This is a genomic window from Streptomyces lateritius, assembly GCF_014649715.1.
In the GTDB taxonomy this organism is placed as follows: Bacteria; Actinomycetota; Actinomycetes; order Streptomycetales; family Streptomycetaceae; genus Streptomyces; species Streptomyces lateritius.
Map to the genome: position 1 here is coordinate 110465 of NZ_BMTO01000006.1, position 25056 is coordinate 135520.

Annotated in this window: 23 protein-coding genes, 1 tRNA gene, 1 pseudogene and 1 riboswitch; of the genes and pseudogenes, 13 read left to right on the forward strand and 12 right to left on the reverse strand. The window is 71.2% G+C overall.

From position 1 onward, the window contains the following. Positions 1 to 12: 12 nt before the first annotated feature. On the reverse strand, positions 13 to 1293 hold the full coding sequence (locus tag IE136_RS13685) for an extracellular solute-binding protein (RefSeq protein ID WP_158990281.1): 1281 nt from the start codon (positions 1291 to 1293) through the stop codon (positions 13 to 15). Positions 1294 to 1579: 286 nt separating this feature from the next. Here IE136_RS13685 and IE136_RS13690 point away from each other — a divergent pair, with 286 nt between their 5' ends. The 6 genes from IE136_RS13690 to IE136_RS13715 all read left to right on the forward strand — a co-directional run bounded on the left by IE136_RS13690 (position 1580) and on the right by IE136_RS13715 (position 9336). Continuing rightward, a complete protein-coding gene (locus IE136_RS13690; RefSeq protein ID WP_158994681.1) occupies positions 1580 to 2344 on the forward strand; it encodes a GntR family transcriptional regulator in 765 nt (254 codons plus the stop codon). A gap of 189 nt (positions 2345 to 2533) precedes the next feature. Continuing rightward, on the forward strand, positions 2534 to 4771 hold the full coding sequence (locus IE136_RS13695) for a carbon starvation CstA family protein (protein ID WP_158990279.1): 2238 nt from the start codon (positions 2534 to 2536) through the stop codon (positions 4769 to 4771). Beyond that, positions 4768 to 4983, forward strand: a complete 216-nt coding sequence (locus IE136_RS13700) for a YbdD/YjiX family protein (RefSeq protein WP_158990277.1) — start codon at positions 4768 to 4770, stop codon at positions 4981 to 4983. The genes IE136_RS13695 and IE136_RS13700 overlap by 4 nt, the downstream gene beginning before the upstream one ends. Before the next feature lie 147 nt (positions 4984 to 5130). Beyond that, positions 5131 to 5634 (forward strand): GNAT family N-acetyltransferase, encoded by a 504-nt coding sequence (locus IE136_RS13705; protein ID WP_158990275.1) that lies wholly within the window; start codon positions 5131 to 5133, stop codon positions 5632 to 5634. Between the two features lie 52 nt (positions 5635 to 5686). Continuing rightward, positions 5687 to 5821: riboswitch (cobalamin riboswitch) on the forward strand. A 129-nt stretch (positions 5822 to 5950) separates the two neighbouring features. Continuing rightward, the gene (locus IE136_RS13710) at positions 5951 to 8326 is read left to right on the forward strand and encodes a ribonucleoside-diphosphate reductase subunit alpha (RefSeq protein ID WP_158990273.1); all 2376 of its coding nucleotides are present in this window, start codon (positions 5951 to 5953) and stop codon (positions 8324 to 8326) included. Next, entirely contained in the window at positions 8326 to 9336 is a 1011-nt protein-coding gene (locus IE136_RS13715) for a ribonucleotide-diphosphate reductase subunit beta (protein ID WP_158990271.1), read from the forward strand. Before IE136_RS13710 ends, IE136_RS13715 begins: the two co-directional genes overlap by 1 nt. Positions 9337 to 9410: 74 nt before the next feature. Here the strand turns inward: IE136_RS13715 and def are convergent, their stop codons facing one another. From def to IE136_RS13755, 8 genes and pseudogenes are all read right to left on the reverse strand, one after another. After that, entirely contained in the window at positions 9411 to 10040 is a 630-nt protein-coding gene (gene def, locus IE136_RS13720; RefSeq protein ID WP_189600467.1) for a peptide deformylase, read from the reverse strand. 60 nt (positions 10041 to 10100) lie between these two features. Further along, positions 10101 to 11081: a tetratricopeptide repeat protein gene (locus IE136_RS13725; RefSeq protein WP_158990267.1), complete on the reverse strand. Its 981-nt coding sequence runs from the start codon at positions 11079 to 11081 to the stop codon at positions 10101 to 10103. A gap of 79 nt (positions 11082 to 11160) precedes the next feature. Further along, positions 11161 to 12420, reverse strand: coding sequence for an HD-GYP domain-containing protein (locus IE136_RS13730; protein ID WP_158990265.1), 1260 nt, complete (start codon positions 12418 to 12420; stop codon positions 11161 to 11163). A 287-nt stretch (positions 12421 to 12707) separates the two neighbouring features. Beyond that, positions 12708 to 14096, reverse strand: a pseudogene (locus tag IE136_RS13735) (HD-GYP domain-containing protein); the annotation flags it as partial. 152 nt (positions 14097 to 14248) lie between these two features. Next, positions 14249 to 14548, reverse strand: coding sequence for a mycothiol system anti-sigma-R factor (gene rsrA / locus IE136_RS13740; RefSeq protein WP_158990263.1), 300 nt, complete (start codon positions 14546 to 14548; stop codon positions 14249 to 14251). Further along, the gene (locus IE136_RS13745; RefSeq protein WP_189600590.1) at positions 14545 to 15201 is read right to left on the reverse strand and encodes a sigma-70 family RNA polymerase sigma factor; all 657 of its coding nucleotides are present in this window, start codon (positions 15199 to 15201) and stop codon (positions 14545 to 14547) included. The genes rsrA and IE136_RS13745 overlap by 4 nt, the downstream gene beginning before the upstream one ends. A 242-nt stretch (positions 15202 to 15443) precedes the next feature. Further along, the gene (locus IE136_RS13750; protein ID WP_189600468.1) at positions 15444 to 16079 is read right to left on the reverse strand and encodes an alpha/beta hydrolase family protein; all 636 of its coding nucleotides are present in this window, start codon (positions 16077 to 16079) and stop codon (positions 15444 to 15446) included. A gap of 64 nt (positions 16080 to 16143) precedes the next feature. After that, positions 16144 to 16959: an SOS response-associated peptidase gene (locus IE136_RS13755; protein ID WP_158990257.1), complete on the reverse strand. Its 816-nt coding sequence runs from the start codon at positions 16957 to 16959 to the stop codon at positions 16144 to 16146. A gap of 103 nt (positions 16960 to 17062) precedes the next feature. Here IE136_RS13755 and IE136_RS13760 point away from each other — a divergent pair, with 103 nt between their 5' ends. From IE136_RS13760 to IE136_RS13775, 4 genes are all read left to right on the forward strand, one after another. Continuing rightward, complete coding sequence (locus IE136_RS13760; protein ID WP_158990255.1) at positions 17063 to 17749, forward strand: M50 family metallopeptidase; 687 nt, start codon at positions 17063 to 17065, stop codon at positions 17747 to 17749. Between the two features lie 28 nt (positions 17750 to 17777). Next, positions 17778 to 19115, forward strand: a complete 1338-nt coding sequence (aroA, locus tag IE136_RS13765) for a 3-phosphoshikimate 1-carboxyvinyltransferase (protein WP_158990253.1) — start codon at positions 17778 to 17780, stop codon at positions 19113 to 19115. Between the two features lie 3 nt (positions 19116 to 19118). Then, the gene (gene rsgA, locus IE136_RS13770; protein WP_158990251.1) at positions 19119 to 20132 is read left to right on the forward strand and encodes a ribosome small subunit-dependent GTPase A; all 1014 of its coding nucleotides are present in this window, start codon (positions 19119 to 19121) and stop codon (positions 20130 to 20132) included. Between the two features lie 93 nt (positions 20133 to 20225). Continuing rightward, entirely contained in the window at positions 20226 to 20549 is a 324-nt protein-coding gene (locus IE136_RS13775) for a DMT family transporter (RefSeq protein WP_158994679.1), read from the forward strand. Here the strand turns inward: IE136_RS13775 and IE136_RS13780 are convergent. Next, positions 20441 to 21151, reverse strand: a complete 711-nt coding sequence (locus IE136_RS13780) for a TetR/AcrR family transcriptional regulator (RefSeq protein WP_158990249.1) — start codon at positions 21149 to 21151, stop codon at positions 20441 to 20443. The two genes, IE136_RS13775 and IE136_RS13780, sit on opposite strands and share 109 nt — an antisense overlap. A gap of 106 nt (positions 21152 to 21257) precedes the next feature. Between IE136_RS13780 and hisN the strand changes: the two genes are divergently transcribed. Next, positions 21258 to 22058, forward strand: a complete 801-nt coding sequence (gene hisN, locus IE136_RS13785) for a histidinol-phosphatase (RefSeq protein WP_158990247.1) — start codon at positions 21258 to 21260, stop codon at positions 22056 to 22058. A 234-nt stretch (positions 22059 to 22292) separates the two neighbouring features. Continuing rightward, entirely contained in the window at positions 22293 to 22694 is a 402-nt protein-coding gene (locus IE136_RS13790; RefSeq protein WP_158990245.1) for a CBS domain-containing protein, read from the forward strand. A 59-nt stretch (positions 22695 to 22753) separates the two neighbouring features. Here the strand turns inward: IE136_RS13790 and IE136_RS13795 are convergent, their stop codons facing one another. Continuing rightward, on the reverse strand, positions 22754 to 24205 hold the full coding sequence (locus IE136_RS13795; RefSeq protein ID WP_189600469.1) for a catalase: 1452 nt from the start codon (positions 24203 to 24205) through the stop codon (positions 22754 to 22756). Positions 24206 to 24373: 168 nt separating this feature from the next. On the opposite strand from IE136_RS13795, the gene IE136_RS13800 reads away from it, so the two are divergent. Continuing rightward, on the forward strand, positions 24374 to 24793 hold the full coding sequence (locus IE136_RS13800; RefSeq protein WP_158990242.1) for a Fur family transcriptional regulator: 420 nt from the start codon (positions 24374 to 24376) through the stop codon (positions 24791 to 24793). A 139-nt stretch (positions 24794 to 24932) separates the two neighbouring features. Here IE136_RS13800 and IE136_RS13805 read toward each other — a convergent pair. Beyond that, positions 24933 to 25006: transfer RNA gene (locus IE136_RS13805), tRNA-Met, on the reverse strand. Between the last annotated feature and the right edge of the window lie 50 nt (positions 25007 to 25056).

The following is a 25056-nucleotide window of genomic DNA, read 5'->3' on the forward strand; positions in this document are numbered from 1 at the left end:
CCTGCCCACAGGTCACTTGGTGTTGATGACCTTGTCGATCGCGGCGTCCGCGTCCTTGGCGGCGGCCTCGACCGACTTCTTGCCGTTGGCGATGTCGATGAGCATCGTCTTGAGGGTCTGGGCCTTCTCGACCTGGCCCCAGCCCGGGGCGGTCGGCACGAACCAGCTCGACTCGGCCGCGGTGGCCGGGACGGCGGTCGCCGGGTCGGCCTTCAGCGGGGCGAGGTCCGCCTTGTTGTTGGGCAGATTGCCCTTGGCGACGAGGCCCTTCTGGCCCTCGGCGCCGGTGAAGGCGGCGATCCACTCGGCCGCGACGCCCTGCGCCTTGGACTTGACCGGGATGGCCAGGTCCGAGCCGCCGAGGAAGACGGGGAGGTTCTTGCCGGACGGGCCGGGCATCACGAAGTTCTCGAGCTTGTCCTTCAGCCCGCCGACCTTGTCGCTCTTCGGGTCGGCCGCGGTGGCGCCCTCCCAGCCGGCGGCGAACATCGTGGCGGCGTTGCCCTGGCCGAAGACGACCGGGCGGTCGGACTCGTCCTTGGTCTTGTCGCCGTGCATGTACTTGTCGACGATGTTCTTGTACTCGGTGAGGCCCTTGATGGACTCCGGCGAGGACAGGTTCGCCTTCCAGGTCTCGCCGTCCTGCTTGGCGATGGAGCCGCCGGCGTCGTAGACGAAGGACATCGCGGCGTACCAGTCCGGCGACGGCTGGTACCAGGCGCTGAACTTGCCGCCCTTCTTCTTCTGGATGGCGTCGAGCGCGGCGGTCAGCTCGGCCCAGGTCTTCGGGGCGGCCTTGACGCCGGCCTCGGCGGCGATGTCCTTGCGCCAGGTGCCCACGCGGCCACCGGCGTAGTAGGGGACGCCGTAGGTCTTGCCGTTGTAGGTGACCGAGTCCTTGAGGGCGTCGAGCCACTTGTCCGAGTTCTCGAACTTCGACGCGTCGACCTCGGCGAAGGCGCCCTTGGCCATGTAGCTGATCATCTCGGTGTTGCCCATTTCGACAACATCCGGGGCCTTGTCCGTGGCGAGCACCGCGTCGAGCTTGGTGTTCTTGTCCGGCCAGCCGTAGTACTCGTGGTTGATCTTGATGCCCGGGTGCTTCTTGGTCACCGCGTCATCGGCGGCCTTGACCAGCTCGGGCCAGTTGTTCTGGGCGTCCACCGTCAGCCAGACGGTGATCTCCTTGACGTCGCCTCCGGCCGAGTCCCCACCCTTGCCGGAACCGCCACACGCCGCGATGCTGATCATCATGCCCGCGACGCCGATCGCCGCGATGAGCTTGCGCTTCACGCCACCCTCCTCAGGGATGCCTGCAACCCCTGCCCACCGCGCGAAGACAAACGCCGAGTAAAGCTCGTCGGGGCTGGGACCTGGTCTTTAATGGTTTAGACCAGTACCGGGAGCTTGGCCTAGACCTTTAGGGGTGTCAAGGGTGTATAAGAAGGGCAGTCGGGTCCGTTATCGGACCGACACCTGAGGGAGGGCGACGACCCGTGACCGGTCCGTGCCACCATGTGAGCCGCGACAGACGGAGGAGCCGGTGACGGCAGCAGCACAGGAGTCGGGAAGGCAGGCCATGGCCACGGACGCGGGCAGTACGGAGAAGGAGGGTGGCGTCGCCACCCGCACCGCTCGCGTGCCCAAGTACTACCGACTGAAGCGGCACTTGCTCGACATGACGGAGACGCTGCCGCCCGGCACGCCCGTCCCGCCGGAGCGCACCCTCGCCGCCGAGTTCGACACCTCGCGCACCACCGTGCGCCAGGCCCTGCAGGAGCTGGTCGTCGAGGGCCGGCTCGAGCGGATCCAGGGCAAGGGCACGTTCGTGGCCAAGCCCAAGGTCTCGCAGGCGCTGCAGCTCACCTCGTACACCGAGGACATGCGGGCCCAGGGCCTGGAGCCCACCTCGCAGTTGCTCGACATCGGTTACGTCACCGCCGACGACACCCTCGCCGGGCTCCTGGACATCGCGGCCGGCGGGCGCGTGCTGCGGATCGAGCGGCTGCGTCTGGCGAGCGGCGAGCCGATGGCGATCGAGACCACGCACCTCTCGGCCAAGCGCTTCCCCGCACTGCGGCGTTCGCTGGTGAAGTACACCTCGCTCTACACCGCACTCGCCGAGGTCTACGACGTGCACCTGGCCGAGGCCGAGGAGACCATCGAGACCTCGCTCGCCACCCCGAGGGAGGCCGGCCTGCTCGGTACGGACGTGGGCCTGCCGATGCTGATGCTCTCCCGCCACTCGCTGGACGCCCAGGGCGAGCCCGTGGAATGGGTGCGTTCGGTCTACCGCGGCGACCGGTACAAGTTCGTCGCGAGGCTCAAGCGCCCCAACGGCTGAAGCCCGGCCGAACGCCATGGGAAAAGGCCCCGCGGAGCACCCTCCGTGGGGCCTTCGCGTTGCCCGCCGGGGGAGTTGGACGGAAAAGCGTTGCCGTACCGATATGCGGACGGGGGGTGACGCTGCGCGAAGCGAGCGCCTAGATTTCCTGCGCATTACACGGTGATCAGCGAGGGGACGGTTGCAGCAATGCCAGAGCCGGAAGCAACACCCGATACACGGCGAACGGGACTCACTCCGAAGTCCATCGCCATCTGGTCGCTCGTCGCCCTCGTGGGCGCGGCGGGCTGGGGCGTGCTCGCGCTCTCCCGCGGTGAGGAGATCTCCGCCGCCTGGATGCTCGCGGCCGCACTCGGCTCGTACGCGATCGCCTACCGCTTCTACGCCCTGTTCATCGCACGGCGCGTACTGAAGGTCGACAAGACGCGGGCCACTCCCGCCGAACGCCTCGACAACGGTGTCGACTTCCACCCGACCGACCGCAGGGTGCTCTTCGGACACCACTTCGCGGCGGTCGCCGGCGCTGGTCCGCTGGTCGGCCCGGTGCTCGCCGCGCAGATGGGCTATCTGCCCGGCACCATCTGGATCATCGTCGGCGTCATCTTCGCCGGCGCCGTCCAGGACATGGTGACGCTGTTCTTCTCCACCCGGCGCAACGGCCGGTCGCTGGGCCAGATGGCCCGTGACGAGATCGGCCCGTTCGGTGGCGCGGCCGCGCTGATCGCGGTCTTCGCCATCATGATCATCCTGCTCGCGGTGCTGGCCCTGGTCATCGTCAACGCTCTCGCCCACTCTCCGTGGGGCGTCTTCTCCATCGGCATGACGATCCCGATCGCCCTTCTGATGGGCGTCTATCTGCGCGTCCTGCGCCCCGGCCGGGTCACCGAGGTCTCGGTCCTCGGCGTGGCGCTGCTGCTCCTCGCCATCGTCGCGGGCGGCTGGGTCGCCGAGTCGTCCTGGGCCGGCACCTTCACGCTCGAACCGGGCACCCTGGTCATCTGGATGATCGTGTACGGGTTCCTGGCCTCCGTGCTCCCGGTCTGGATGCTGCTCGCACCGCGCGACTACCTGTCGACCTTCATGAAGGTCGGCACCATCGTGCTGCTCGCGCTCGGGGTGGTCATAGCCCTGCCGGCCATGAAGATGGACGCCGTCACGGACTTCGCGACGCGCGGCGACGGCCCCGTCTTCGCCGGCTCGATGTTCCCGTTCGTCTTCATCACCATCGCCTGCGGCGCGCTCTCCGGCTTCCACTCCCTGGTCTCCTCGGGCACCACCCCGAAGATGATCCAGAAGGAGACCCAGGTCCGGATGATCGGCTACGGGGCCATGCTCACCGAGTCGTTCGTCGCCATCATGGCGATGATCACCGCCTGCATCATCGACCCGGGTCTGTACTTCGCCATCAACTCCCCCGCCGGGGTCGTCGGCACCACGGTCCAGTCCGCCTCCGAGGCCGTCGCCAACCTGGGCTTCACGATCACTCCCGACGCGCTGGCCCAGGCGGCCAAGGACGTCGAGGAGGCGAGCCTGCTCTCGCGTACCGGTGGCGCGCCGACCTTCGCCCTGGGCATGTCGGAGATCTTCTCCGCCGTCATCGGCGGTACCGCGATGAAGGCCTTCTGGTACCACTTCGCGATCATGTTCGAGGCGCTGTTCATCCTCACGACCGTGGACGCGGGAACCCGCGTCGGCCGGTTCATGCTCCAGGACATGCTGGGCAACGTCTACAAGCCGTTCCGCCAGGTCAGCTGGAAGCCGGGCGTCTGGTTCGCCAGCGCGGTCGTGGTCGGTGGCTGGGGCTACTTCCTCTGGGTCGGCGTGCACGACCCGCTGGGCGGCATCAACCAGCTGTTCCCGCTGTTCGGCATCGCCAACCAGCTGCTCGCCGCCGTGGCGCTGGCCGTCTGCACCACGCTGCTCATCAAGTCCGGCCGCCTGAAGTGGGCCTGGGTCACCGGTATCCCGCTCGCCTGGGACGTCGCCGTCACCCTGACCGCGAGCTGGCAGAAGATCTTCTCCGAGGACCCGCGGGTCGGCTTCTTCGCCCAGCGGGACAAGTACCAGGCGGGCATCGACGCCGACAAGGTGCTGCCGCCCGCCAAGTCCCTCGACGACATGCACACCGTCGTCACCAACTCCACCGTGGACGGTGTGCTGTCCGCCCTGTTCGCGATCCTCATCATCGTGGTCATCGCCGACGCGGGCCGGGTCTGCCTCAAGGCGATCAGGAACCCGGAGGGCGTCCGGCTCGCCGAGGAACCGCACACCGAGTCGAAGCTCGTCGCACCCGCCGGAATGTTCCCCACCCGGGAGGAGAAGGCGGAGCTGGTGGCCGCCGGACTCGGCACCGGAGGCGGCATGCGCAAGGAGAGCGCACCGGGCGAGTCGCAGGGTGACGTGCCGGCCGGGACCGGCGCGGCATGAGCGCGGTGAACACGGTCCGCCATCTGCGGCGCGCGGTGCACGGGATCCGCTGGTACGTGCGCGAGCTGTCCGGCGAGGCCGTGTACGACCGGTACGTCGCCCACGCCAGGAGCTGCGACCCGGACGCCGAGGTGATGACCCGGCGGGAGTTCGAGCGCAGCCGCACCGACGCGCGGGAGGCCGATCCGCGCGAGGGTTTCCGCTGCTGCTGAGCCCTCCCCGGCCGTCCGACGGGCCGCCGCCTTCCCCCTCGCGGGAAAGGCGGCGGCCCGCCGCCTTTCCCCGGCCACCGGCGCGTGCCCGCCGTACCCGCCGGGAACTCGGTGGGCGGGAACGGTGACCGGCGGCAGACTGCCGGCATGGACTTCACCATCAGGGCGATACGGCCCGAGGAGTACGAGGCCCTCGGCGAACTCACCGCGCGTGCCTATCTCGACGACGGACACCTCGACTTCGGCGAGGACGACGGCTATCTGCACGTCCTGCGGGACGTGGCCCGGCGGGACGCCGAGGCAGAGGTGCTCGTGGCGGTGGACGCGTCCGGCACGCTGCTCGGCGGGGTGACCTTCGCCACCGCCGCAAGCCCGTGGGCCGACATCGCCCGGGACGGTGAGGCTGAGTTCCGGATGCTCGCCGTGGCGAAGGACGCCCGTGGCCGGGGCGTCGGCGAGGCGCTCGTACGAGCCTGTGCGGCGCGGGCGCGGGAGACCGAGGGCTGCCGGCGCCTGGTGCTCTCCACCCAGCCCGGCATGGCCACCGCGCACCGGATCTACGAGCGGACGGGCTTCGCCCGCTCCCCCGAACGGGACTGGAAGCCGATCGCCGACATGGATCCCCTGCTCACCTACGGCCTAGAGCTCTGACGCCCAACGACACTACATGTGGGGGGTGCTTCGAGGAGTGCCCCCCACATGTATGCTCAAGCTCGCTGTCGTCGCAGGGGAATCCGGTGGAAATCCGGAACTGTCCCGCAACGGTGTGTTTTCGGTGCTCTTGCCTGGCTCGTGCACCGGAGCGAGTCCGAACACCTGCCGACAGCGCGCCCGGTGCGTCCGTTCCGGGTGCCACAGACGTCCGGGCCTCGCGGAGTGGGCCGTGGCGCGGCGCTGCCCTGCGTACGGGCGCGCGGCTGCCCGCCTCCCCCCGACGGCCCCGAGCCGAGCGAGGGAGAGCCCCCACGTGACCATCGCGCCCGCCGATCCGGCCACAGCGATCGAGAGCGACGGAGTCCGGAGCGGAACCGAGGGCGACGGCCCCGGGACCGTGCTCCTGCGGACCCTGACCGACCTCACCGCCGACCTCACCGACACCGACCCCGGCAAGGTCGCCGCCGCCGCGCTGCGCGGCCGCAACGCCGGCTCGGACGAGGCGGAGCTGCGCGAACTGGCCACCGAGGCGGCCGCCGGTCTGATCGCCGAGGACCCCGCGTACTCCCGGCTCGCCGCCCGGCTCCTGACCGTCACCATCGCCGAGGAGGCGGCCGGCCAGGGCGCGGTCTCCTTCTCCGCCTCGGTCGCCGTCGGTCACCGCGAGGGCCTCATCGCCGACCGCACGGCCGAGTTCGTCGCACTGCACGCCGAGCGGCTCGACGCCCTCCTCGACCCGGCGGGAGACGACCGCTTCGGCTACTTCGGTCTGCGCACCCTCTACTCCCGCTACCTGCTGCGCCACCCGATCACCCGCAAGGTGATCGAGACCCCCCAGCACTTCATGCTGCGCGTGGCCTGCGGTCTCGCCGAGGACGACACCGTCCGCGCCCTGGACGAGGTCGCCGCGCTGTACGGCCTGATGAGCCGGCTCGACTACCTGCCCTCCTCCCCCACGCTCTTCAACTCCGGCACCCGCCACCCGCAGATGTCGTCCTGCTACCTGCTCGACTCCCCGCTGGACGAGCTGGACTCGATCTACGACCGCTACCACCAGGTCGCGCGGCTCTCCAAGCACGCGGGCGGCATCGGGCTCTCCTACTCCCGCGTCCGCGCCCGCGGTTCCCTGATCCGCGGCACCAACGGCCACTCCAACGGCATCGTCCCGTTCCTGAAGACCCTGGACGCCTCCGTCGCCGCCGTGAACCAGGGCGGGCGGCGCAAGGGCGCGGCCGCGGTCTACCTGGAGACCTGGCACGCGGACATCGAGGAGTTCCTGGAGCTGCGCGACAACACCGGTGAGGACCAGCGGCGTACGCACAACCTCAACCTGGCGCACTGGATCCCGGACGAGTTCATGCGCCGGGTGAACGCCGACGCCGAGTGGTCGCTCTTCTCCCCGGCGGACGTTCCCGAGCTGGTCGACCTGTGGGGCGAGGAGTTCGACGCCGCCTACCGCGCCGCCGAGGCGGCCGGCCTGGCCCGCAAGACCATGCCGGCCCGCGACCTGTACGGCCGGATGATGCGGACGCTGGCCCAGACCGGCAACGGCTGGATGACCTTCAAGGACGCCTCCAACCGCACGGCCAACCAGACGGCGGAGCCCGGCCACACGGTCCACTCCTCCAACCTCTGCACGGAGATCCTCGAGGTCACGGACGACGGCGAGACGGCGGTCTGCAACCTGGGCTCCGTGAACCTGGGCGCGTTCGTGGCCGGTTCCGACATCGACTGGGAACGGCTCGACGCGACCGTCCGTACGGCCGTCACGTTCCTCGACCGGGTCGTGGACATCAACTTCTACCCGACCGAGCAGGCCGGGCGCTCCAACTCCCGCTGGCGGCCGGTGGGCCTCGGCGCGATGGGCCTCCAGGACGTCTTCTTCCGGCTGCGGCTGCCCTTCGACTCCGCCGAGGCGCGCGCCCTGTCCACCCGGATCGCCGAGCGGATCATGCTCGCCGCGTACGAGGCGTCGGCCGACCTCGCCGAGCGCAACGGCCCGCTGCCGGCCTGGGAGAAGACCCGCGCGGCCCGCGGTGTCCTGCACCCCGACCACTACGACGTCGAGCTGAACTGGCCGGAGCGCTGGGCGGCGCTGCGCGAGCGGATCGCGGCCGTCGGCATGCGCAACAGCCTCCTCCTCGCCATCGCGCCGACGGCGACCATCGCCTCGATCGCGGGCGTGTACGAGTGCATCGAGCCGCAGGTCTCCAACCTCTTCAAGCGCGAGACGCTCAGCGGTGAGTTCCTTCAGGTCAACGCGTACCTCGTGGACGAGCTGAAGAAGCTCGGCGTGTGGGACGCGCAGACCCGTGAGGCGCTGCGCGAGGCGAGTGGCTCGGTGCAGGGGTTCAGCTGGATCCCGGCCGAGGTCCGCGAGCTGTACCGCACGGCGTGGGAGATCCCGCAGCGCGGCCTCATCGACATGGCGGCGGCCAGGACCCCGTTCCTGGACCAGTCGCAGTCCCTGAACCTGTTCCTGGAGACGCCGACGATCGGCAAGCTGTCGTCGATGTACGCGTACGCCTGGAAGCAGGGCCTGAAGACGACGTACTACCTGCGCTCCCGCCCGGCGACCCGGATCGCCCGCGCGGCGTCCGCGACGCCCATCCCCGTCCAGCAGGCCGCCGACCCCGACGCGGTCGCCTGCTCCCTGGAAAACCCCGAGTCCTGCGAGGCCTGCCAGTGATGTCCGTTGAAAAGAATCTCCTCGACCCGGGCTTCGAGCTGACCCTGCGTCCCATGCGCTACCCGGACTTCTACGAGCGCTACCGGGACGCGATCAAGAACACCTGGACGGTGGAGGAGGTCGACCTCCACTCCGACGTCGCCGACCTCGCCAAGCTCACCCCCGGTGAGCAGCACATGATCGGCCGGCTGGTCGCGTTCTTCGCGACGGGCGACTCGATCGTGGCGAACAACCTGGTGCTGACGCTCTACAAGCACATCAACTCCCCCGAGGCGCGGCTGTACCTGTCGCGTCAGCTGTTCGAGGAGGCCGTGCACGTCCAGTTCTATCTGACGCTGCTCGACACCTACCTCCCCGACCCGGACGACCGCGCCGCCGCGTTCGCCGCCGTCGAGAACATCCCCTCGATCCGCGAGAAGGCGCAGTTCTGCTTCCGCTGGATGGACTCTGTCGAGAAGATCGACCGTCTGGAGACGCAGGCCGACCGGCGCCGCTTCCTGCTCAACCTGATCTGCTTCGCCGCGTGCATCGAGGGCCTGTTCTTCTACGGCGCCTTCGCCTACGTCTACTGGTTCCGCTCCCGCGGCCTGCTGCACGGCCTGGCCACCGGCACCAACTGGGTCTTCCGCGACGAGACGATGCACATGAACTTCGCCTTCGAGGTCGTGGACACCGTCCGCAAAGAGGAGCCGGAGCTCTTCGACGACGCGCTCCAGCGACAGGTCACCGACATGCTGAAGGAGGCCGTGGAGGCGGAGCTGCAGTTCGGCCGCGACCTGTGCGGCGACGGGCTGCCGGGCATGAACACCGAGTCGATGCGCGAGTACCTGCAGTGCGTCGCCGACCAGCGGCTGCAGCGCCTGGGCTTCGCCCCCGTGTACGGCTCCGAGAACCCGTTCGCGTTCATGGAGCTCCAGGGCGTCCAGGAGCTGACGAACTTCTTCGAGCGCCGCCCGTCCGCCTACCAGGTGGCGGTCGAGGGCTCGGTGGACCTCGACGAGGACTTCTAGGCCGGGCCTGTGAACAGAAGGGGCCCCGCTCGCTTCGAGCGGGGCCCCTTCTGTCGTACCTCGGTCGCCGCGGGTCAGTCGTTCGGGACGGTCTCGTAGCGCGGCGTACCCTCGGCCATCTGCTTCAGCGCGTCCTTACGGTCCCGCTTGGAGAGCCGGTCGATGTACAGGTAGCCGTACAGGTGGTCCGTCTCGTGCTGGAGGCAGCGGGCGAAGTAGCCGGCACCGCGGACCTTGATCGGGTTGCCCTGCGCGTCCTGGCCGCGGACGACGGCGTAGTCGGGGCGGGCCAGCTCGGCGTAGGCGGTCGGCACGGACAGGCAGCCCTCGTTGGACTCGTCCAGGACCCGCAGCTCGGCCGGCAGCTCCTCCAGGACCGGGTTGACCACGACACCGGTGTGCCGCACGCCCTCGTCGTCCGGGCAGTCGTAGACGAAGACCTTGAGGTCCACGCCGATCTGATTGGCGGCCAGGCCGACGCCCTCGGCCGCCTTCTGGCTGGCGAACATGTCGTCGATCAGCGCCGCGAGCTTGTCGTCGAACTCGGTGACGTCCTTGCACTCCCGGTGGAGCACCGGGTTGCCGACGACCGTGATCGGGCGCGCCGTGCCACGCTCGCGGTACGCGAGCTCCCGCGCCTCGCAGTCCTCCGTGTCGACGACGAACCCGTCGTTGATCTGCTCGTCCGTCTCCTGCTGCGCCATGTCCGCCGCACGCCTTCCTAGAACCCCGGTAATCGATCCCGTACAGCCTACGGGCAGCCGTCAGCAGACTTCTTCGAGATCCCGCCACTCACGGCTGTCGGGGCTGTCCGCGACCCACCCGTCGAGGAGCCCGCGGACCAGGCCGACGGGCGCCGCGATGCCGCACTCGCGCTCGGGGACCCACAGCTCGCCGGGCGAGCGGTGGCCCAGCGGTCCGGGGTGGCCCGGTTCGCTGTGGTCGTGGGGGTCGAGGTGCTCGCCCTCGCCCTCGGCGCTCGGCATGGTCGACTCCGAGCAGGCGCGGCAGAGCAGGCGGACCGAGGACGACCAGTCCTCGGCGGCGAAGCCGGCGTCGGCGGCGAGCTGCTCCAGCGCGTCCCGGTCGGCCTCGGTGGCGGCCTCCAGGAGGACCACCCAGGTCGGGACGGGTGACGGGGCCCACAGCTCGATCTCGTCGAAGACGGGATAGGACGGCCCCGCGGTGGTGGTCCGCTCGCCGTTGGGCACTCCGTCGTGCAGGACGACCTCGCCCCAGCGGCGGCCGGAGGACGGCAGCGGGATGGAGAGGACCTCGATACGGGCCGGGTCGAGCCTGCGGCCCCACACGACCTCGGCCTCGCCCTCGGGCGAGAGCCGGACGGCGGCGCTGCCCAGGTCCATCCCGGCCGGCTCCCCGGTGCCCGCGGAGGCCCCGGGCACCTTCAATCCGTACGCCTGCCAGGCGCGGCGGGCCAGCGGCCAGTCCTGGAGCGCGGTGGCCGCGATGCCGACGTTCCACCAGTCCGGGGCGCCGGTCTCCTTGTCGAGCAGCGCGACGGCGCGCAGCCCGGCGGCCCGCGCCTGCTCCCAGTCGTGCCGGAACTTGTGCAGCAGCGCCAGGTTGAACCAGGACTCCGAGAGCCAGGGCTCCAGGTCCGCCGCGCGCGTCAGCAGCGCGCCCGCGTCCTCGTACCGGCCGTCACCGATCAGCGTGAACGCGCGGTCGGTGGCCTGCCGCCACGAGGCGGAGGGCCGATGCCGTACCTTCCCGAAGATCCTCACGTTTCCCGCCTGCCGGTCGCTTCACCCTCTTGTTCGCATCCAACCATGCCCGGTTGGACGCGCGCTCATTACCCATGGGTTACCCAGGAGGGACGGGGGCGATGCTCCCCGCTCCGTCACCGCGTGCGAGGACGCGGGCCAGGGATTCGACGACCTCGGGGTGGTGGTCGCGGGCGGTGGCCAGGCGGAGCCGTTCCAGGGCGGTGAGCGCCCCGCAGGCACTGCCGGCGGCGAGGTCGTCGTAGGCGTTGACGGTACGGACGATCCGGGCGGGCAGGGGCTGCTCGTGGTACGGGTCGGCCTGGCGCTCCACGATGACGGCCACGGCGGCCGGGACGCCGGTCTGGCGGACGACGGCGCCGCCGAGGAGCGCGATCCGGCGCTGCTCCTCGGCCGGGAGGAGAGCGGTGGCGCCCTCGGGCACCGGGTCGACGAGGGAGAGCTGCCCGATGTCGTGCATGAGCGCCGCGTACTCCAGGACGGTCAGGTCGGGCTCGGAGAGGCCGAGCTCGCGCCCGACGGCGCCGCTCAGGGCCGCGACGCGGCGGGCGTGCCCGGGAGAGGTGTAGCCGGCGATCTCGGTGGCGCGGGCGAGGGACGCGATGGTCTGCCGGTTGGTGGTGCGCACGGCGGTGAACCGGCGGAAGGAGACCTGGGTGAGGAGGAGCGGGACGCAGAAGACGGGCAGCGCCCACAGCCCGGCGACGGCCACGCCGAGGGCCATCACGGCGCCGGTGGCGCAGACGGCGGAGCCGATGCCGAGGAGGGCGCGCAGCTCCTCTCGGAGCAGGGGGCCGTAAGGGTAGCCCTTGCGGGCGCGGAGCATCAGGGCGGCGAGCACGGCGTCGCACAGGGCGGTGAGCAGGAGCAGGAGGAGCAGGAAGAGGGCGTAGGAGGGACCGTGGCCGAGGACGGTGGTGACCGCGCCGGCGTTGTAGAGCGGCTGGAAGCAGAGGGCGGCGAAGCCGACGCTGAGGATGCGCCGGGCCAGGTGGTCGAGGTCGGGGCCGCTGCCGCGGGCGATGTGCGGGACGAGCCCGGCGAGTCCGCCGGCGACGACGACGGCGACGATCTGGAGGACGCCGTGGCTCGTGCCGCCGCCCGCGCTCTCGCCGAGCAGGGCGTACGCGAGGGCTCCGGCGGAGGCGAGCGGCGCGGGCTCCCTGTCACCGGGCAGGGCGCCGCGGCGGGCGAGCTCGCCGAGCGCGATGAGGACGCCGAAGGCGAGGGCGTGGCCGGGCTCGTCGACGCCGTTCCAGAGGGTGGAGGCGAACCCGGCGAGCGTGAGGGCGAGCGCGGCCGCGCGAACCGCGCCGGGAATCGCGCCTCCGGCCCTCACGCCCGCCCCCGCCGCGGCGGGGCCGCGTGGCCTGCCCGGCCGCCGGCGGCCCGGTCCTCCTGTCCGGCCGCTCGGCGGGCCCCGGCGGGCCCATGGCCGGCTGCCGGGACCGCCCCCTCCCGGGACGCGGAACCGGACGCCGGGACCTGCCGCCCCGGGGGCACGTGACCAGACGCCGGGGCCTGCCGCCCCGGGGGCGCGTGCCCCGGGGCGGGGACCGCCCCGTCCGGGGACACGGGGCCCGGTGCCCGGACATCCCCCGCCCGGAACGCGGGACCGGACGCCGGGGTCTGCCTGCCCGGGGGCGCGGGGTCGGGCGGGCGGGTCTCGGGGGTCCGGGTGCGCGTCGGAGGGACGTCGGTCTCCGGCGGGCGGGGCTCGTCGGCGGTGACCGCCGACGACCAGCCGTACCGGTCGAGCGCCCTCACCAGCGCCCGTACCATCCGCGGGTCGAAATGCGTGCCCGCGCACCGCTCCAGCTCCGCCACCGCCTTCTCCACCGGCCGCGCCCGGCTGTAACAGCGGGTCGACGTCATCGCGTCGAAGGCGTCCGCGACCGCCACGACCCGGGCGAATTCGGGGATCTGGGCCCCGCTGAGCCCATACGGATAGCCGCTGCCGTCCATCCGTTCGTGGTGGTGGAGGATCGCCGACCGCGCCTCTCCGAGGAAGCCGATCCCCCGGACCATCTCGTGTCCGTACTCCGGGTGCAGCTCGATGATCCGGCGCTCCTCCGGGGTCAGGGGTCCGTCCTTCCGCAGCACCCGGGTCGGCACGCCGAGCTTCCCCACGTCGTGGAGGATGCCGGCGAACCGCACCACCTCCAGGCGGTCCTCCTCCATCCCCAGCTCACGGGCGATCAGCACGGAGGCGCGGCCGACCCGTTCGCTGTGTCCGCGGGTGTACCTGTCCTTGATGTCGACGGCCTGGACGAGGGCCCGGATCGTCGCCCGGTGCGCGGCGTGCTCACGGTGGTACTGGGCGAAGACCCAGCAGGAGATGTACATCGGCAGCAGGACGAAGAGCGCGGCGACGGGACCGTACGTGCTGCGCCAGAGCACCGCCATCATCAGTCCGGCGAGGCCGTGCACCGCGTGCGGGGCGAGGGCCCGGCCGAGCCCGCGCCAGGCGGTCCGCGGCGGAACCCCCTCGGCCGCGGTCCTGACACCGCCGTCGAGCGCGGTCAGGACCAGGCAGAAGGTGAGGGCGCAGGCCGCGGCGGGGAGCAGGACGTACGGGAAGTCGGGGTGGTGCGGTCCCCCGCCGAGGGCGAGCCGGCCGTCCAGGGCGCCCGCGACCATCGCGGCGGCCCAGACGGCGATCACGAGCTGGGCCGTCCGCCACGCCCGGCGTACCCCGGCCGGCCGTCGCTCGACGCGGGCGAGGAGCGCGCCCGGCAGCGCGGTGAGCGCGGCGGCGGAGGGCGGCAGCAGCAGCGCGGAGCTGAGCAGGACCGGGAAGAAGGAGCCGGCCCCCATGGGCGCCGAGCCGCCGAGCGCCCTGCCGAGCAGCCGGCAGTGGGTGGGCAGCTCGCAGACGGTGTACAGGGCGGCGAGCAGCGCGACGGCGCTCCAGGGGGTCTGCGCGCCGGGGCGCAGCGCCGGCAGGACGCACCCGGCGGCGCCGAGGAGGGCGCAGCCGATGTATACACGTGCCGCAGGTGGAATCGCCTTCACGCCCATCACGCGGGTCACGCTAGCGAGTTGGGCGGGGCGGGCGGGCCGACGGCGGCTGATTCGCACCATCGGGTGATACAAGCTGATCTATGTGTGAAGGCCGCCGCGAACGGATCGCGGCGGCCCTCAGACGCGTGCGGGGTGTGGGAGGGTCACTCCTGGGCGGTCGCCGTCACGTCCTCGTCGGGCACCAGCTGGCCCGAGCGGATGAGATCGATCCGGCCCATCACCTTGGCCCGCAGATCGGTGGGCACCTCGTCACTGCCGCAGCAGCGCTTGACGAGCTTCTTCACCGCCTGTTCCAGGCCGTACTTCTCCAGGCACGGGGAGCACTCCTCGAAGTGGACCTCGAACTTGGTGCAGTCGCTGTCGGGCATCTCATGATCGAGGAACTCGTAGAGATGATCCAGGACCTCTGAGCAATCCGTCTCGTGCGGCTCTCCGCAGCTCATGAGCCCGAGCCTTTCAGATCGTTCGACGACTCTCCGGCGCCCGCGGGAACGAGCCCGCGGTCGCGGGCGTAGTCCTCGAGCATGCCGCGCAACTGGCGGCGGCCCCGGTGCAGTCGGGACATCACCGTACCGATGGGTGTCCCCATGATGTCCGCGATCTCCTTGTACGCAAAGCCCTCTACGTCCGCCAGGTAGACGGCGATGCGGAATTCCTCGGGGATCGCCTGAAGCGCTTCCTTCACGTCGGAGTCCGGCAGGTGGTCGAGGGCCTGCGACTCGGCGGAGCGCAGTCCGGTCGACATGTGCGACTCGGCGCGGGCGAGCTGCCAGTCCTCGATCTCCTCGGCAGCGCTGCGCTGGGGCTCACGCTGCTTCTTGCGGTACGAGTTGATGAAGGTGTTGGTGAGAATGCGGTACAGCCACGCCTTGAGGTTGGTGCCCTCGCGGAACTGGTGGAAGGAGCCGTACGCCTTGGCGTACGTCTCCTGCACGAGATCCTCGGCGTCCGCGGGGTTACGCGTCATCCGCAGCGCGGCGGAGTACATCTGGTCGAGGTAGCCGAGGGCGTCCCGCTCGAAGCGCGCGTTGCGCTCCGCGGTCGTCTCCTCGGGGCCTTCGTCGGTCCCTGTGTCGGTCCCAGTGACCGGACCCACCTCCTCCAGCGCTGCGGCGAACCCGAATGCGGACCCGCTCGTTTCGGAGGATAGACGAGGAACCGCTCCGCCCGCCGCCCGAATAGGGGCGACCTTGGCCGCGGGCAGCACCGTCCACTCGAGGTCAGCGGCCTGCGGACGCGCGGGGCAGATGGTCGAACCCATGCGACGGACTCCCTCTTCCTTTGCTCTTCACACCGACATGCGTCACAACCGTGGTCGCTTGCTCGGCATTCCCGCCGTCAGGAGCGGAGTGACGCGACCCACGAGGAGACCTCGCGGGTGATCAGGTCGAGGGCTTCGTCCTGGGTGAGGGACGCCTTCTTGGGGACGGCGAAGCCGTGATCGCCGTACGGCACCTCGACGAGCCTGTGATCGCCTCCGGGGAACTCCCCGGGCTTGCCGAAGGGGTCGTTGCCGCCCTGGACGACGAGGGTGGGCAGGCCGGTGCCGAGGAGTTCGCCGGCGCGGGACCGCTCTGGCCTGCCCGGCGGGTGCAGCGGGAAGCTCAGGGCGAGCACGGCGGCGGCGCCGAGCTCCGCGCCGGTGCGGCAGGCGACCCGGGCGCCGGCGCTGCGGCCCCCTGCGATCACCGGCAGCCCGGGCTTCTCCAGGGCGGGCCAGAGGCCGCGCCAGCCGGTGTCGAGGGTCTTGGGCGCGGGCGCCAGCTTCTTGCCGGCCACCCGCCAGGGCTGCTCCACGAGGGCGACGGTCACCCCCTCGCCGGGCAGTGCGGCGGCGAGGGCGGTGAGATCCCGGGCCTCGATCCCGCCGCCGGCGCCGTGTCCCAGGGCCAGCACCGCCCATGGCTTCTTTCCGGCGTGCCAGTTGATCCGCGCGTCCCCGGCTTCCGTCCCCACGATCTCCGTACGACTCATGGGCCCATCCTGCCGCGCGGGCCCGCAGGGCGCCGGAACGCCGAGGTGCCGGAACGCCGAGGCGTCAGAACAACGTGCCGATCTCCGGCCCCTCCAGCTCCTCCAGGAGCTCCGGGCCGTTGTTGCGGACGTTGCTCACCGCCGTCGCCACCGGGTAGGCGCGGAGGAGGCCCGCCGACGGGGGCGCGAGGAGGCCCTTGAGCTCGTCGGTGTCGGTGCGGCGCGGGTCCAGCCACGCGTCCCACCGGTCCGGCGTCAGCATCAGCGGCATCCGCGGGTGGATCTCGGCGAGCGACCGGGGACCCTCCTCCGGCGCCACGCCCAGCGGCCCCTTGTCGGCCTCGGTCGTGAGGACGGAGCACGTCACCCACCACGCCGCCGGGTGGTCGTCCGGCAGGGTGGGGTCCCGCCAGAACTCGTAGAGCCCTGCCATCGCGAAGACCGACCCGTCCGCCGGAGTCACGAAGTACGGCTGCTTCCGCGGCCGCTTCTTCTTCCCCTCGACCTCCAGCTCCCGCTCGCCCGCCCCGGTCACCCACTCGTAATAGCCGTCCGAGGGGAGGATGCAGCGGCGCGCCTGGAACGCCCGCCGGAACGAGGGCTTCTCGTCCACCGTCTCGGCCCGCGCGTTGATCATCCGGGCCGCGCCCTCGGGCGTCTTGGACCAGGACGGCACAAGACCCCACTTCAAGGTCCGCAGCTGGCGAACCGGGCGCGGTGATCCCGCGTCTTTCACAGGACGCTCCAGAACCGCGTGGACCTCCTTGGTGGGGGCCACGTTCCAGTCCGGAGCCAGGGTCTCCTCGGGCTCCCACTTCTCGACCTCGAAGATCCCTACCAGGTCCTCGGGCCTACGACTCGCCGCATACCGTCCGCACATACGTGCCACACTGCCACTCCCACCAGTCGCCCGACCACCACCCCTCAACGACGGTGCTTCGCACGGGCCCCGTCCGAGCCGAGCCGAGGAGCCAGTCCCCAAGATGACCGAAGTCCTCGGCACGCAGCCCGCCCCCGAACTGTGGCTCGTGATCGTGACCGCGCTCGCCGCCCTCGCGGCCACCGCGCCCCGCGCGACATGGCGCCTGTCGCGCAACGCCGTCACCATCGCCCACGAGGGTGGCCACGGCCTGATCGCCCTCCTCACCGGCCGCCGCCTCCAGGGCATCCGGCTGCACTCGGACACCAGCGGGCTCACGGTCAGCCGCGGCCGCCCCACCGGCATCGGCATGATCCTGACCGCCGCCGCCGGCTACACCGCTCCGTCACTGCTCGGCCTCGGCGGCGCCTGGCTGCTCGCCGCCCACCGGATCACCCTCCTGCTGTGGGTGGCCACGGCGCTGCTGCTGGTCATGCTGGTGATGATCCGCAACGCGTACGGCGCCCTCACCGTCGTCCTCACCGGTGGCGCCTTCCTCCTGGTCTCCTGGCTGACCGGACCGGACGTGCAGTCGGCGTTCGCGTACTCCGTCGTCTGGTTCCTGCTCCTCGGCGGGGTCCGTCCGGTCTTCGAGCTCCAGGCCAAACGGCGGCACGGCGGAGCGCCGGACTCCGACGCGGATCAGCTCGCCCGCCTCACCCACGCCCACCCGGTGATGTGGCTCTTCCTCTTCCACGCCGTCTCGATCTGTTCCCTGATCGGCGGCGGTCGCTGGTTGCTGGGGCTGTAGTCGGTGTGGGCCCCACTAAAGTGAGGGCATGACCGAAAGCTCCGCGCACACCGAGCACGCCGACCCGACCTCCGACCTCTGGCCCGCCCCGTACGCGAGTGGCGCCGTCGACGCGACCGTCACCGTGCCCGGATCCAAGTCGGTCACCAACCGCGGCCTGGTCCTGGCCGCGCTCGCCGCCGAGCCGGGCTGGCTGCGGCGGCCGCTGCGCTCCCGCGACACGCTGCTGATGGCCGAGGCACTGCGCACGCTCGGCGTGAAGATCGAGGAAGGCGTGGGCCCGGACGGCACGGGCGAGGCCTGGCGGATCATTCCGGCCGCGCTGCGCGGCCCGGCGACCGTGGACGTGGGCAACGCCGGCACGGTCATGCGCTTCCTGCCGCCGGTCGCCGCCCTCGCCGACGGTCCCGTGCACTTCGACGGCGACGCCCGTTCGCACGAGCGGCCGCTGCACGGTGTGATCGACGCGCTGCGGGTGCTGGGCGCCCGGATCGACGACGACGGGCGCGGCGCGCTGCCGATGACCGTGCACGGCGGCGGCGCCCTGGACGGCGGCCCGGTGGAGATCGACGCCTCCTCGTCCTCCCAGTTCGTCAGCGCCCTGCTGCTCTCGGCGCCCCGCTTCAACCAGGGGGTGGAGGTACGCCATGTCGGCACGAAGCTCCCCTCCCTGCCCCACATCCGGATGACCGTGGACATGCTGCGGGTGGTCGGCGCCCAGGTCGACGAGCCGGAGACGGGCGGTGAGCCGAACGTCTGGCGGGTCTCCCCCTCCGCGCTGCTCGGGCGCGACCTGGTCGTCGAGCCCGACCTGTCCAACGCCCAGCCGTTCCTGGCCGCGGCCCTCGTGAGCGGCGGCCGGGTCACCGTCCCCGACTGGCCCGCCCGGACCACCCAGCCCGGTGACGCGCTGCGCGAGATCTTCACCGAGATGGGTGGCTCCTGCGAGCTGACGGACGCGGGACTCACCTTCACGGGCACCGGCCGGATCCACGGCATCGATGTCGACCTCGGCGAGGTCGGCGAGCTGACCCCCGGCATCGCGGCGGTCGCGGCCCTCGCCGACTCCCCCTCGACGCTGCGCGGCGTCGCCCATCTGCGGCTCCACGAGACGGACCGCCTGGCCGCTCTCACGAAGGAGATCAACGGGCTCGGCGGCGATGTGACGGAGACCGAGGACGGTCTGCACATCCGTCCGCGCCCGCTGCACGGCGGGGTCTTCCACACGTACCACGACCACCGGATGGCGACGGCGGGCGCGATCATCGGCCTCGCGGTCAAGGGTGTGGAGATCGAGAACGTCGCGACGACGGCCAAGACCTTGCCCGACTTCCCGAGGATGTGGACCGAAATGCTCGGAGTCTGAGCCATGCGGCGTTACGGGAAGCACACCGACGAGGACGACATCCGCCAGCGGCCCAACCGCAAGGGCAACCGTCCCCGTACGAACATCCGCCCCAAGCACGAGGACGCGGTCGAGGGCATGGTCCTCACCGTGGACCGGGGCCGGCTCACGTGCCTGGTGGACGACCGGGTCGTGCTGGCGATGAAGGCGCGGGAGCTGGGCCGCAAGGCCGCCGTCGTCGGCGACCGGGTCTCCATCGTCGGCGACCTGTCCGGCGAGAAGGACACGCTGGCCCGGATCGTGCGGATCGGTGAGCGCAGCTCCGTCCTGCGTCGCACGGCCGACGACGACGATCCGTTCGAGCGCGTGGTCGTCGCCAACGCCGACCAGCTGGCGATCGTCACCGCGCTCGCCGACCCCGAGCCCCGCCCCCGACTGATCGACCGCTGCCTGGTCGCCGCGTACGACGGCGGGCTGACCCCGCTCCTGGTCCTGACGAAGTCGGACCTGGCCCCGCCGGACGAGCTGCTGGGGATGTACGGCGCGCTCGGCGTGCCGTATGTGGTCACCACCCGCGACGAGTTCGTGGACGGGGTCGCCGCCGAGCGGGTCCACGAGCATCTGAAGGGGCGGACCACGGCGTTCGTCGGCCACTCCGGTGTCGGCAAGACGACGCTCGTCAACGCCCTGGTGCCGGCGGACCGCCGGCGGACCACCGGGGTCGTCAACGCGGTCACGGGGCGCGGCCGGCACACCACCACCTCGGCGCTCGCCCTCCCGCTGAACGACCCCGAGGGCGGCTGGGTGATCGACACCCCGGGCGTGCGTTCCTTCGGACTGAACCACGTCGATCCGTCCCGCGTGATCCACGCCTTCCCCGACCTCGTCCCGGGTACGGAGAACTGTCCGCGCGCCTGCGGCCACGACGAGCCGGACTGCGCGCTGGACGCCTGGGTGGCCGAGGGGCACGCCGACCCGGCGCGGCTGAATTCGCTGCGGCGGCTTCTCGCCACCCGGGAACGACGCGAGGGCGACTGAGTCGCGCACGTTTGCGGTCGGCCACCGTTGGTAAGTGCATAATCGCACCAAGTGCGACGAAGCAGTCACCGACGGGCGTGGGAGGCACTGACGATGGCGTGGCTGCTGGTGGTGGTCGCCGGGATTCTGGAGACCGGGTTCGCGGTCTGCCTCAAGCTCTCGCACGGATTCACCCGGCTGTGGCCGACCGTCGCCTTCGCCGCGTTCGCCCTCGGCAGCTTCGGCCTGCTGACCCTCGCTCTGCGCAAGCTGGACGTCGGTCCGGCGTACGCGGTGTGGACGGGCATCGGCGCGGCGGGCACGGCGATCTACGGCATGGTCTTCCTCGGCGACATCGTGTCCACTTTGAAGATCGTCTCGATCACGCTGGTGATCGTGGGCGTGATCGGCCTCCAGCTCTCGGGTTCGGCCCACTGATCCCGCGCGGCGGCGTTCGCCGGGACCGCGCCCGCCGCGACCGTGGTTCCCGGGGCGACGACGTAGGACAGGGCGAGGCGCATGACGACCTCGCAGCACCGCAGCGCCCGCTCCGCGTTCTCACCCCACCCGCCCCCGCCCGCGACCAGCGCCGTCGCCACCCGGTCGCGGGCCTGCCCGAGCAGGTCCGTGGGCGACGGCACCCCCGCGTCGGCCCGCCGCTGGGCGGGGACCGCCGAGGCTCGCGCACCGGCCCGGGCCGGCCGGGGCGCCGGAAGCCGCTCGCCCCAGCAGCCGGTGAGCAGCGCCCGCAGCAGGGGACGGGCGCCCGCCTCGGCGACGGTCCACTCGGCGACGGCGGCGACGTTCCGCTCGGGCGGGGCCGGCCGGGCCAGGACCCGTTCCACGCCCCGCAGAAAAACGTCCGCCTCTCGCCGCGCCAGGGCGCGGGCGAGCCCCTCCTTGCTGCCGAACTCGTTGTAGAGGGTCTGCCGCGAGACGCCGGCGGCGGAGGCGACGTCGACCATCCGGACAGCGGACCAGGGCAGCAGGGCGACGGCCGTGAGCGCGGCGTCGAGCAGGGCATCACGGGCAGTAGGCATCGTCGCCTCCCGGCCAGAACGGTTCTGCGCACAGAGTTGACGGGCGGCCACGCACTGTCAAGGGCTCTCGTGGGTCCGCCCCCCTTCGGGGGATAGAGTTTCGACCATGGCCGATTACCACGATGATCTGCGTCTCGCCCATGTCCTCGCGGATGCCGCCGACGCGGCCACGATGGACCGGTTCAAGGCGCTCGACCTGAAGGTCGAGACCAAGCCGGACATGACGCCTGTGAGCGAGGCCGACAAGGCCGCCGAGGAACTGATCCGGGGTCAGCTCCAGCGGGCACGGCCGCGCGACGCGATCCTCGGCGAGGAGTACGGCGTCGAGGGCACGGGCCCGCGCCGCTGGGTGATCGACCCGATCGACGGCACGAAGAACTACGTCCGCGGGGTGCCGGTCTGGGCCACGCTGATCGCGCTCATGGAGGCCGGCGACACGGGCTTCCAGCCGGTCGTCGGTGTGGTCTCGGCGCCGGCGCTCGGCCGCCGCTGGTGGGCGGCGAAGGGCGCGGGCGCGTACACCGGCCGCAGCCTGACCTCGGCGACCCGGATCCACGTCTCGAAGGTTTCGGAGCTCGCGGACGCCTCCTTCGCGTACTCCTCGCTGAGCGGCTGGGAGGAGCGGGGGCGGCTCGACGGCTTCCTCGACCTCACGCGCGCCTGCTGGCGGACCCGCGCGTACGGCGACTTCTGGCCGTACATGATGGTCGCCGAGGGCTCGGTGGACATCTGCGCCGAACCGGAACTGTCCCTCTGGGACATGGCGGCGACGGCGATCGTCGTCCAGGAGGCCGGCGGCACCTTCACCGGCCTGGACGGGCAGCACGGCCCGCACAGCGGCAACGCGGCGGCGTCGAACGGGCTGCTCCACGGCGAGCTGCTGAGCTATCTCAACCAGAAGGGCTGACCGGCCGGCCGCGGCGGCCGACCACCCGGGCCGCGACAGCCCGGGCCGCGACCACCCGGGCCGCGACCGCCCGGGCCGACCCCCTCGGGCGCCCCGGGCGCCCCCAGGGACGCCTTGCACGCCCCCTTGTTGAGCCGGTCACCCGGTGCCACTCTGAGAGTCCCCCCACTTGTGAACTTGTGAATCGGTTCTCGTTGAAGGCGGAACCTGTTCACCAAGGAGGTGGCTCCATCCATGCTCGTCCGTGACGCCATGAGCACGCTGGTCCTGACCCTCGGACCCGCCCACACCCTCCGCCAGGCGGCCCGGCTGATGTCGGCCCGCCGCGTCGGCGCGGCCATAGTCCTGGACACCGACACCAGCGGGCTCGGCATCCTCACCGAGCGCGACATCCTCAACTCGATCGGCGCGGACCAGAACCCCGACCTGGAGACCGTCGGGGCCCACACCACCAACAACGTCGTCTTCGCGGCGCCGACATGGACCCTGGAGGAGGCGGCGGCGGCCATGACGCACGGCGGGTTCCGTCATCTGGTCGTGCTCGACGGGACGGGGCCGGTGGGCATCGTCTCGGTGCGCGACATCATCCGCTGCTGGACCCCGGCGCATCGGCGCACGCACTCGCTGGCCGGGTGACGCGAAAGGGCCGGACTCCCTCACGGAAGTCCGGCCCTCTCTGTCTACGACAAGCGTCCTCAGCCGCGCAGGGCCTGGACCGCGGCCTCGAGCCGCTTGCCGAAGTCACCGTCCGCCTGGCGGAAGTTGCTGATCGCGCGCTCGGCGATGTCGTCACGCGACACCTTGGCGATGAAGCCCGCCAGGTTGTCGACGAGACGGCCCTTCTCGTCCTCGGACATCAGGCGGTAGAGATTGCCCGCCTGCACGAAGTCGTTGTCCTCGGAGTGGATCGGGGCGGCGTGGTCGCCGGTCACACCGGTCACCGGGACCGGCTGCCACAGCGGGCGGTCGATCTGGTGCGGACCGCCGAAGCTGTTGGGCTCGTAGTTCTTCGCACCCTTGTGGCGGCCGTCGTACAGGAAGCCGTCACGGGAGTGGGTACGCGCCTCGGTGGCGTGCGGGCGGTTCACCGGCAGGTGGTCGGCGTTGATGCCGACGCGGTAGCGGTGGGCGTCGCCGTACGCGAAGAGACGGCCCTGGAGCATCTTGTCCGGGGAGGGGCCGATGCCCGGGACGAAGTGCGCGGGGCTGAAGATCGCCTGCTCGACCTCGGCGAAGATGTTCTCCGGGTTGCGGTTGAGCTCCAGCTTGCCGATCTCGATCGGCGGGTAGTCCGCGTGCGGCCACACCTTGGTGAGGTCGAACGGGTTGAAGCGGTAGTTCGCCGCCTCGGCCGCCGGCATGATCTGCACCTGCACAGTCCAGGACGGGAAGTCGCCGCGCTCGATGGCCTCGCGCAGGTCGCGCTGGTGGCTGTCCGGGTCCTCACCGGCGAGCTTGTTGGCCTCTTCCTGGGTGAGGCACTTGATGCCCTGGTCGGTCTTGAAGTGGTACTTGACCCAGAAGACCTCGCCGGCCTCGTTGTTCCACTGGAAGGTGTGCGAGCCGAAGCCGTCCATGTGGCGGTACGAGGCGGGGATGCCGCGGTCACCGAAGAGCCAGGTCACCTGGTGAGTCGACTCGGGCGAGAGGCCCCAGAAGTCCCAGACGTTGTCCGCCTCCTGCGAGCCCGTGTACGGGTCGCGCTTCTGGGTGTGGATGAAGTCCGGGAACTTGATGGCGTCCCTGATGAAGAACACCGGGGTGTTGTTGCCGACGAGGTCGTAGTTGCCCTCTTCGGTGTAGAACTTCAGGGCCCAGCCGCGGGGGTCGCGCACCGCGTCGGCCGCGCCGAGGTTGCCCGCGACGGTGGAGAAGCGCAGGAACGTCTCGGTCTGCTTGCCGACCTCGGAGAGGAACGCGGCACGCGTCCACTGCGAGACGTCGCGGGTGAGCGTGAAGGTGCCGTACGCGCCGGCGCCGCGCGCGTGGACCACTCGCTCCGGGATGCGCTCGCGGTTGAAGTGGGCGAGCTTCTCGAGGAGGAGCTGGTCCTGGACGAGGACGGGACCGCCGACGCCCGCGGTCTCGCTGTTCTGATTGTCGGCGACCGGCGCTCCGGCCTCCGTGGTGAGCGGTCCCTGCGTCACGTGCGCCTCCTGCGTCATTCCTGCGAGTCCTGTCCCTCGGCCCGTGCCCCTGTGGGAGCCCTTGGCCAATGCCGGGATCGATCCTACGATAGACATTGTCTAAGTCAAGTGAACTTCCAAAGTCACACCCGTTCGGGACCTGGTCCCTTCACTGTTAGGCTGGTCCCCATGAGTGACCTGTTGGAACGACTGCGCGGCCGCGGCTGGCGGATGACCGCTCAGCGGCGTGTGGTGGCCGAGGTCCTCGACGGGGATCACGTACACCTGACCGCCGACGAGGTCCACGCCCGCGCCGTGGAGCGACTGCCCGAGATCTCCCGGGCGACCGTCTACAACACGCTGGGCGAGATGGTCACCCTCGGTGAGGTCATGGAAGTCGCGACGGACGGCCGCGCGAAGCGGTACGACCCGAACGCCCACCGACCGCACCAGCACCTGGTCTGCGGCCGCTGCGGCGCGATCCGCGACGTCCACCCGGCGGGCAACCCGCTGGCGGACCTGCCGGACACGGAGCGCTTCGGTTTCACGATCTCGGACGTCGAGGTCACGTACCGAGGGATCTGCCCGAACTGCGCCACGACCGCCTGAGACCGACGCGCGAAAGCCCCCGGACTTCGGTCCGGGGGCTTTTCCGTACTACGGCGACTCCGTGCTTCGGTGTTTCCGTGCGCGCAACGGCGAAGGCCCGGATCCAGTGACTGGATCCGGGCCTTCGCTTGCTACTGAGTAGCGGGGACAGGATTTGAACCTGCGACCTCTGGGTTATGAGCCCAGCGAGCTACCGAGCTGCTCCACCCCGCGTCGGTGAGCCCAACCTTACGGGACGCCCACGACCAGCGCAAATCGCTGAT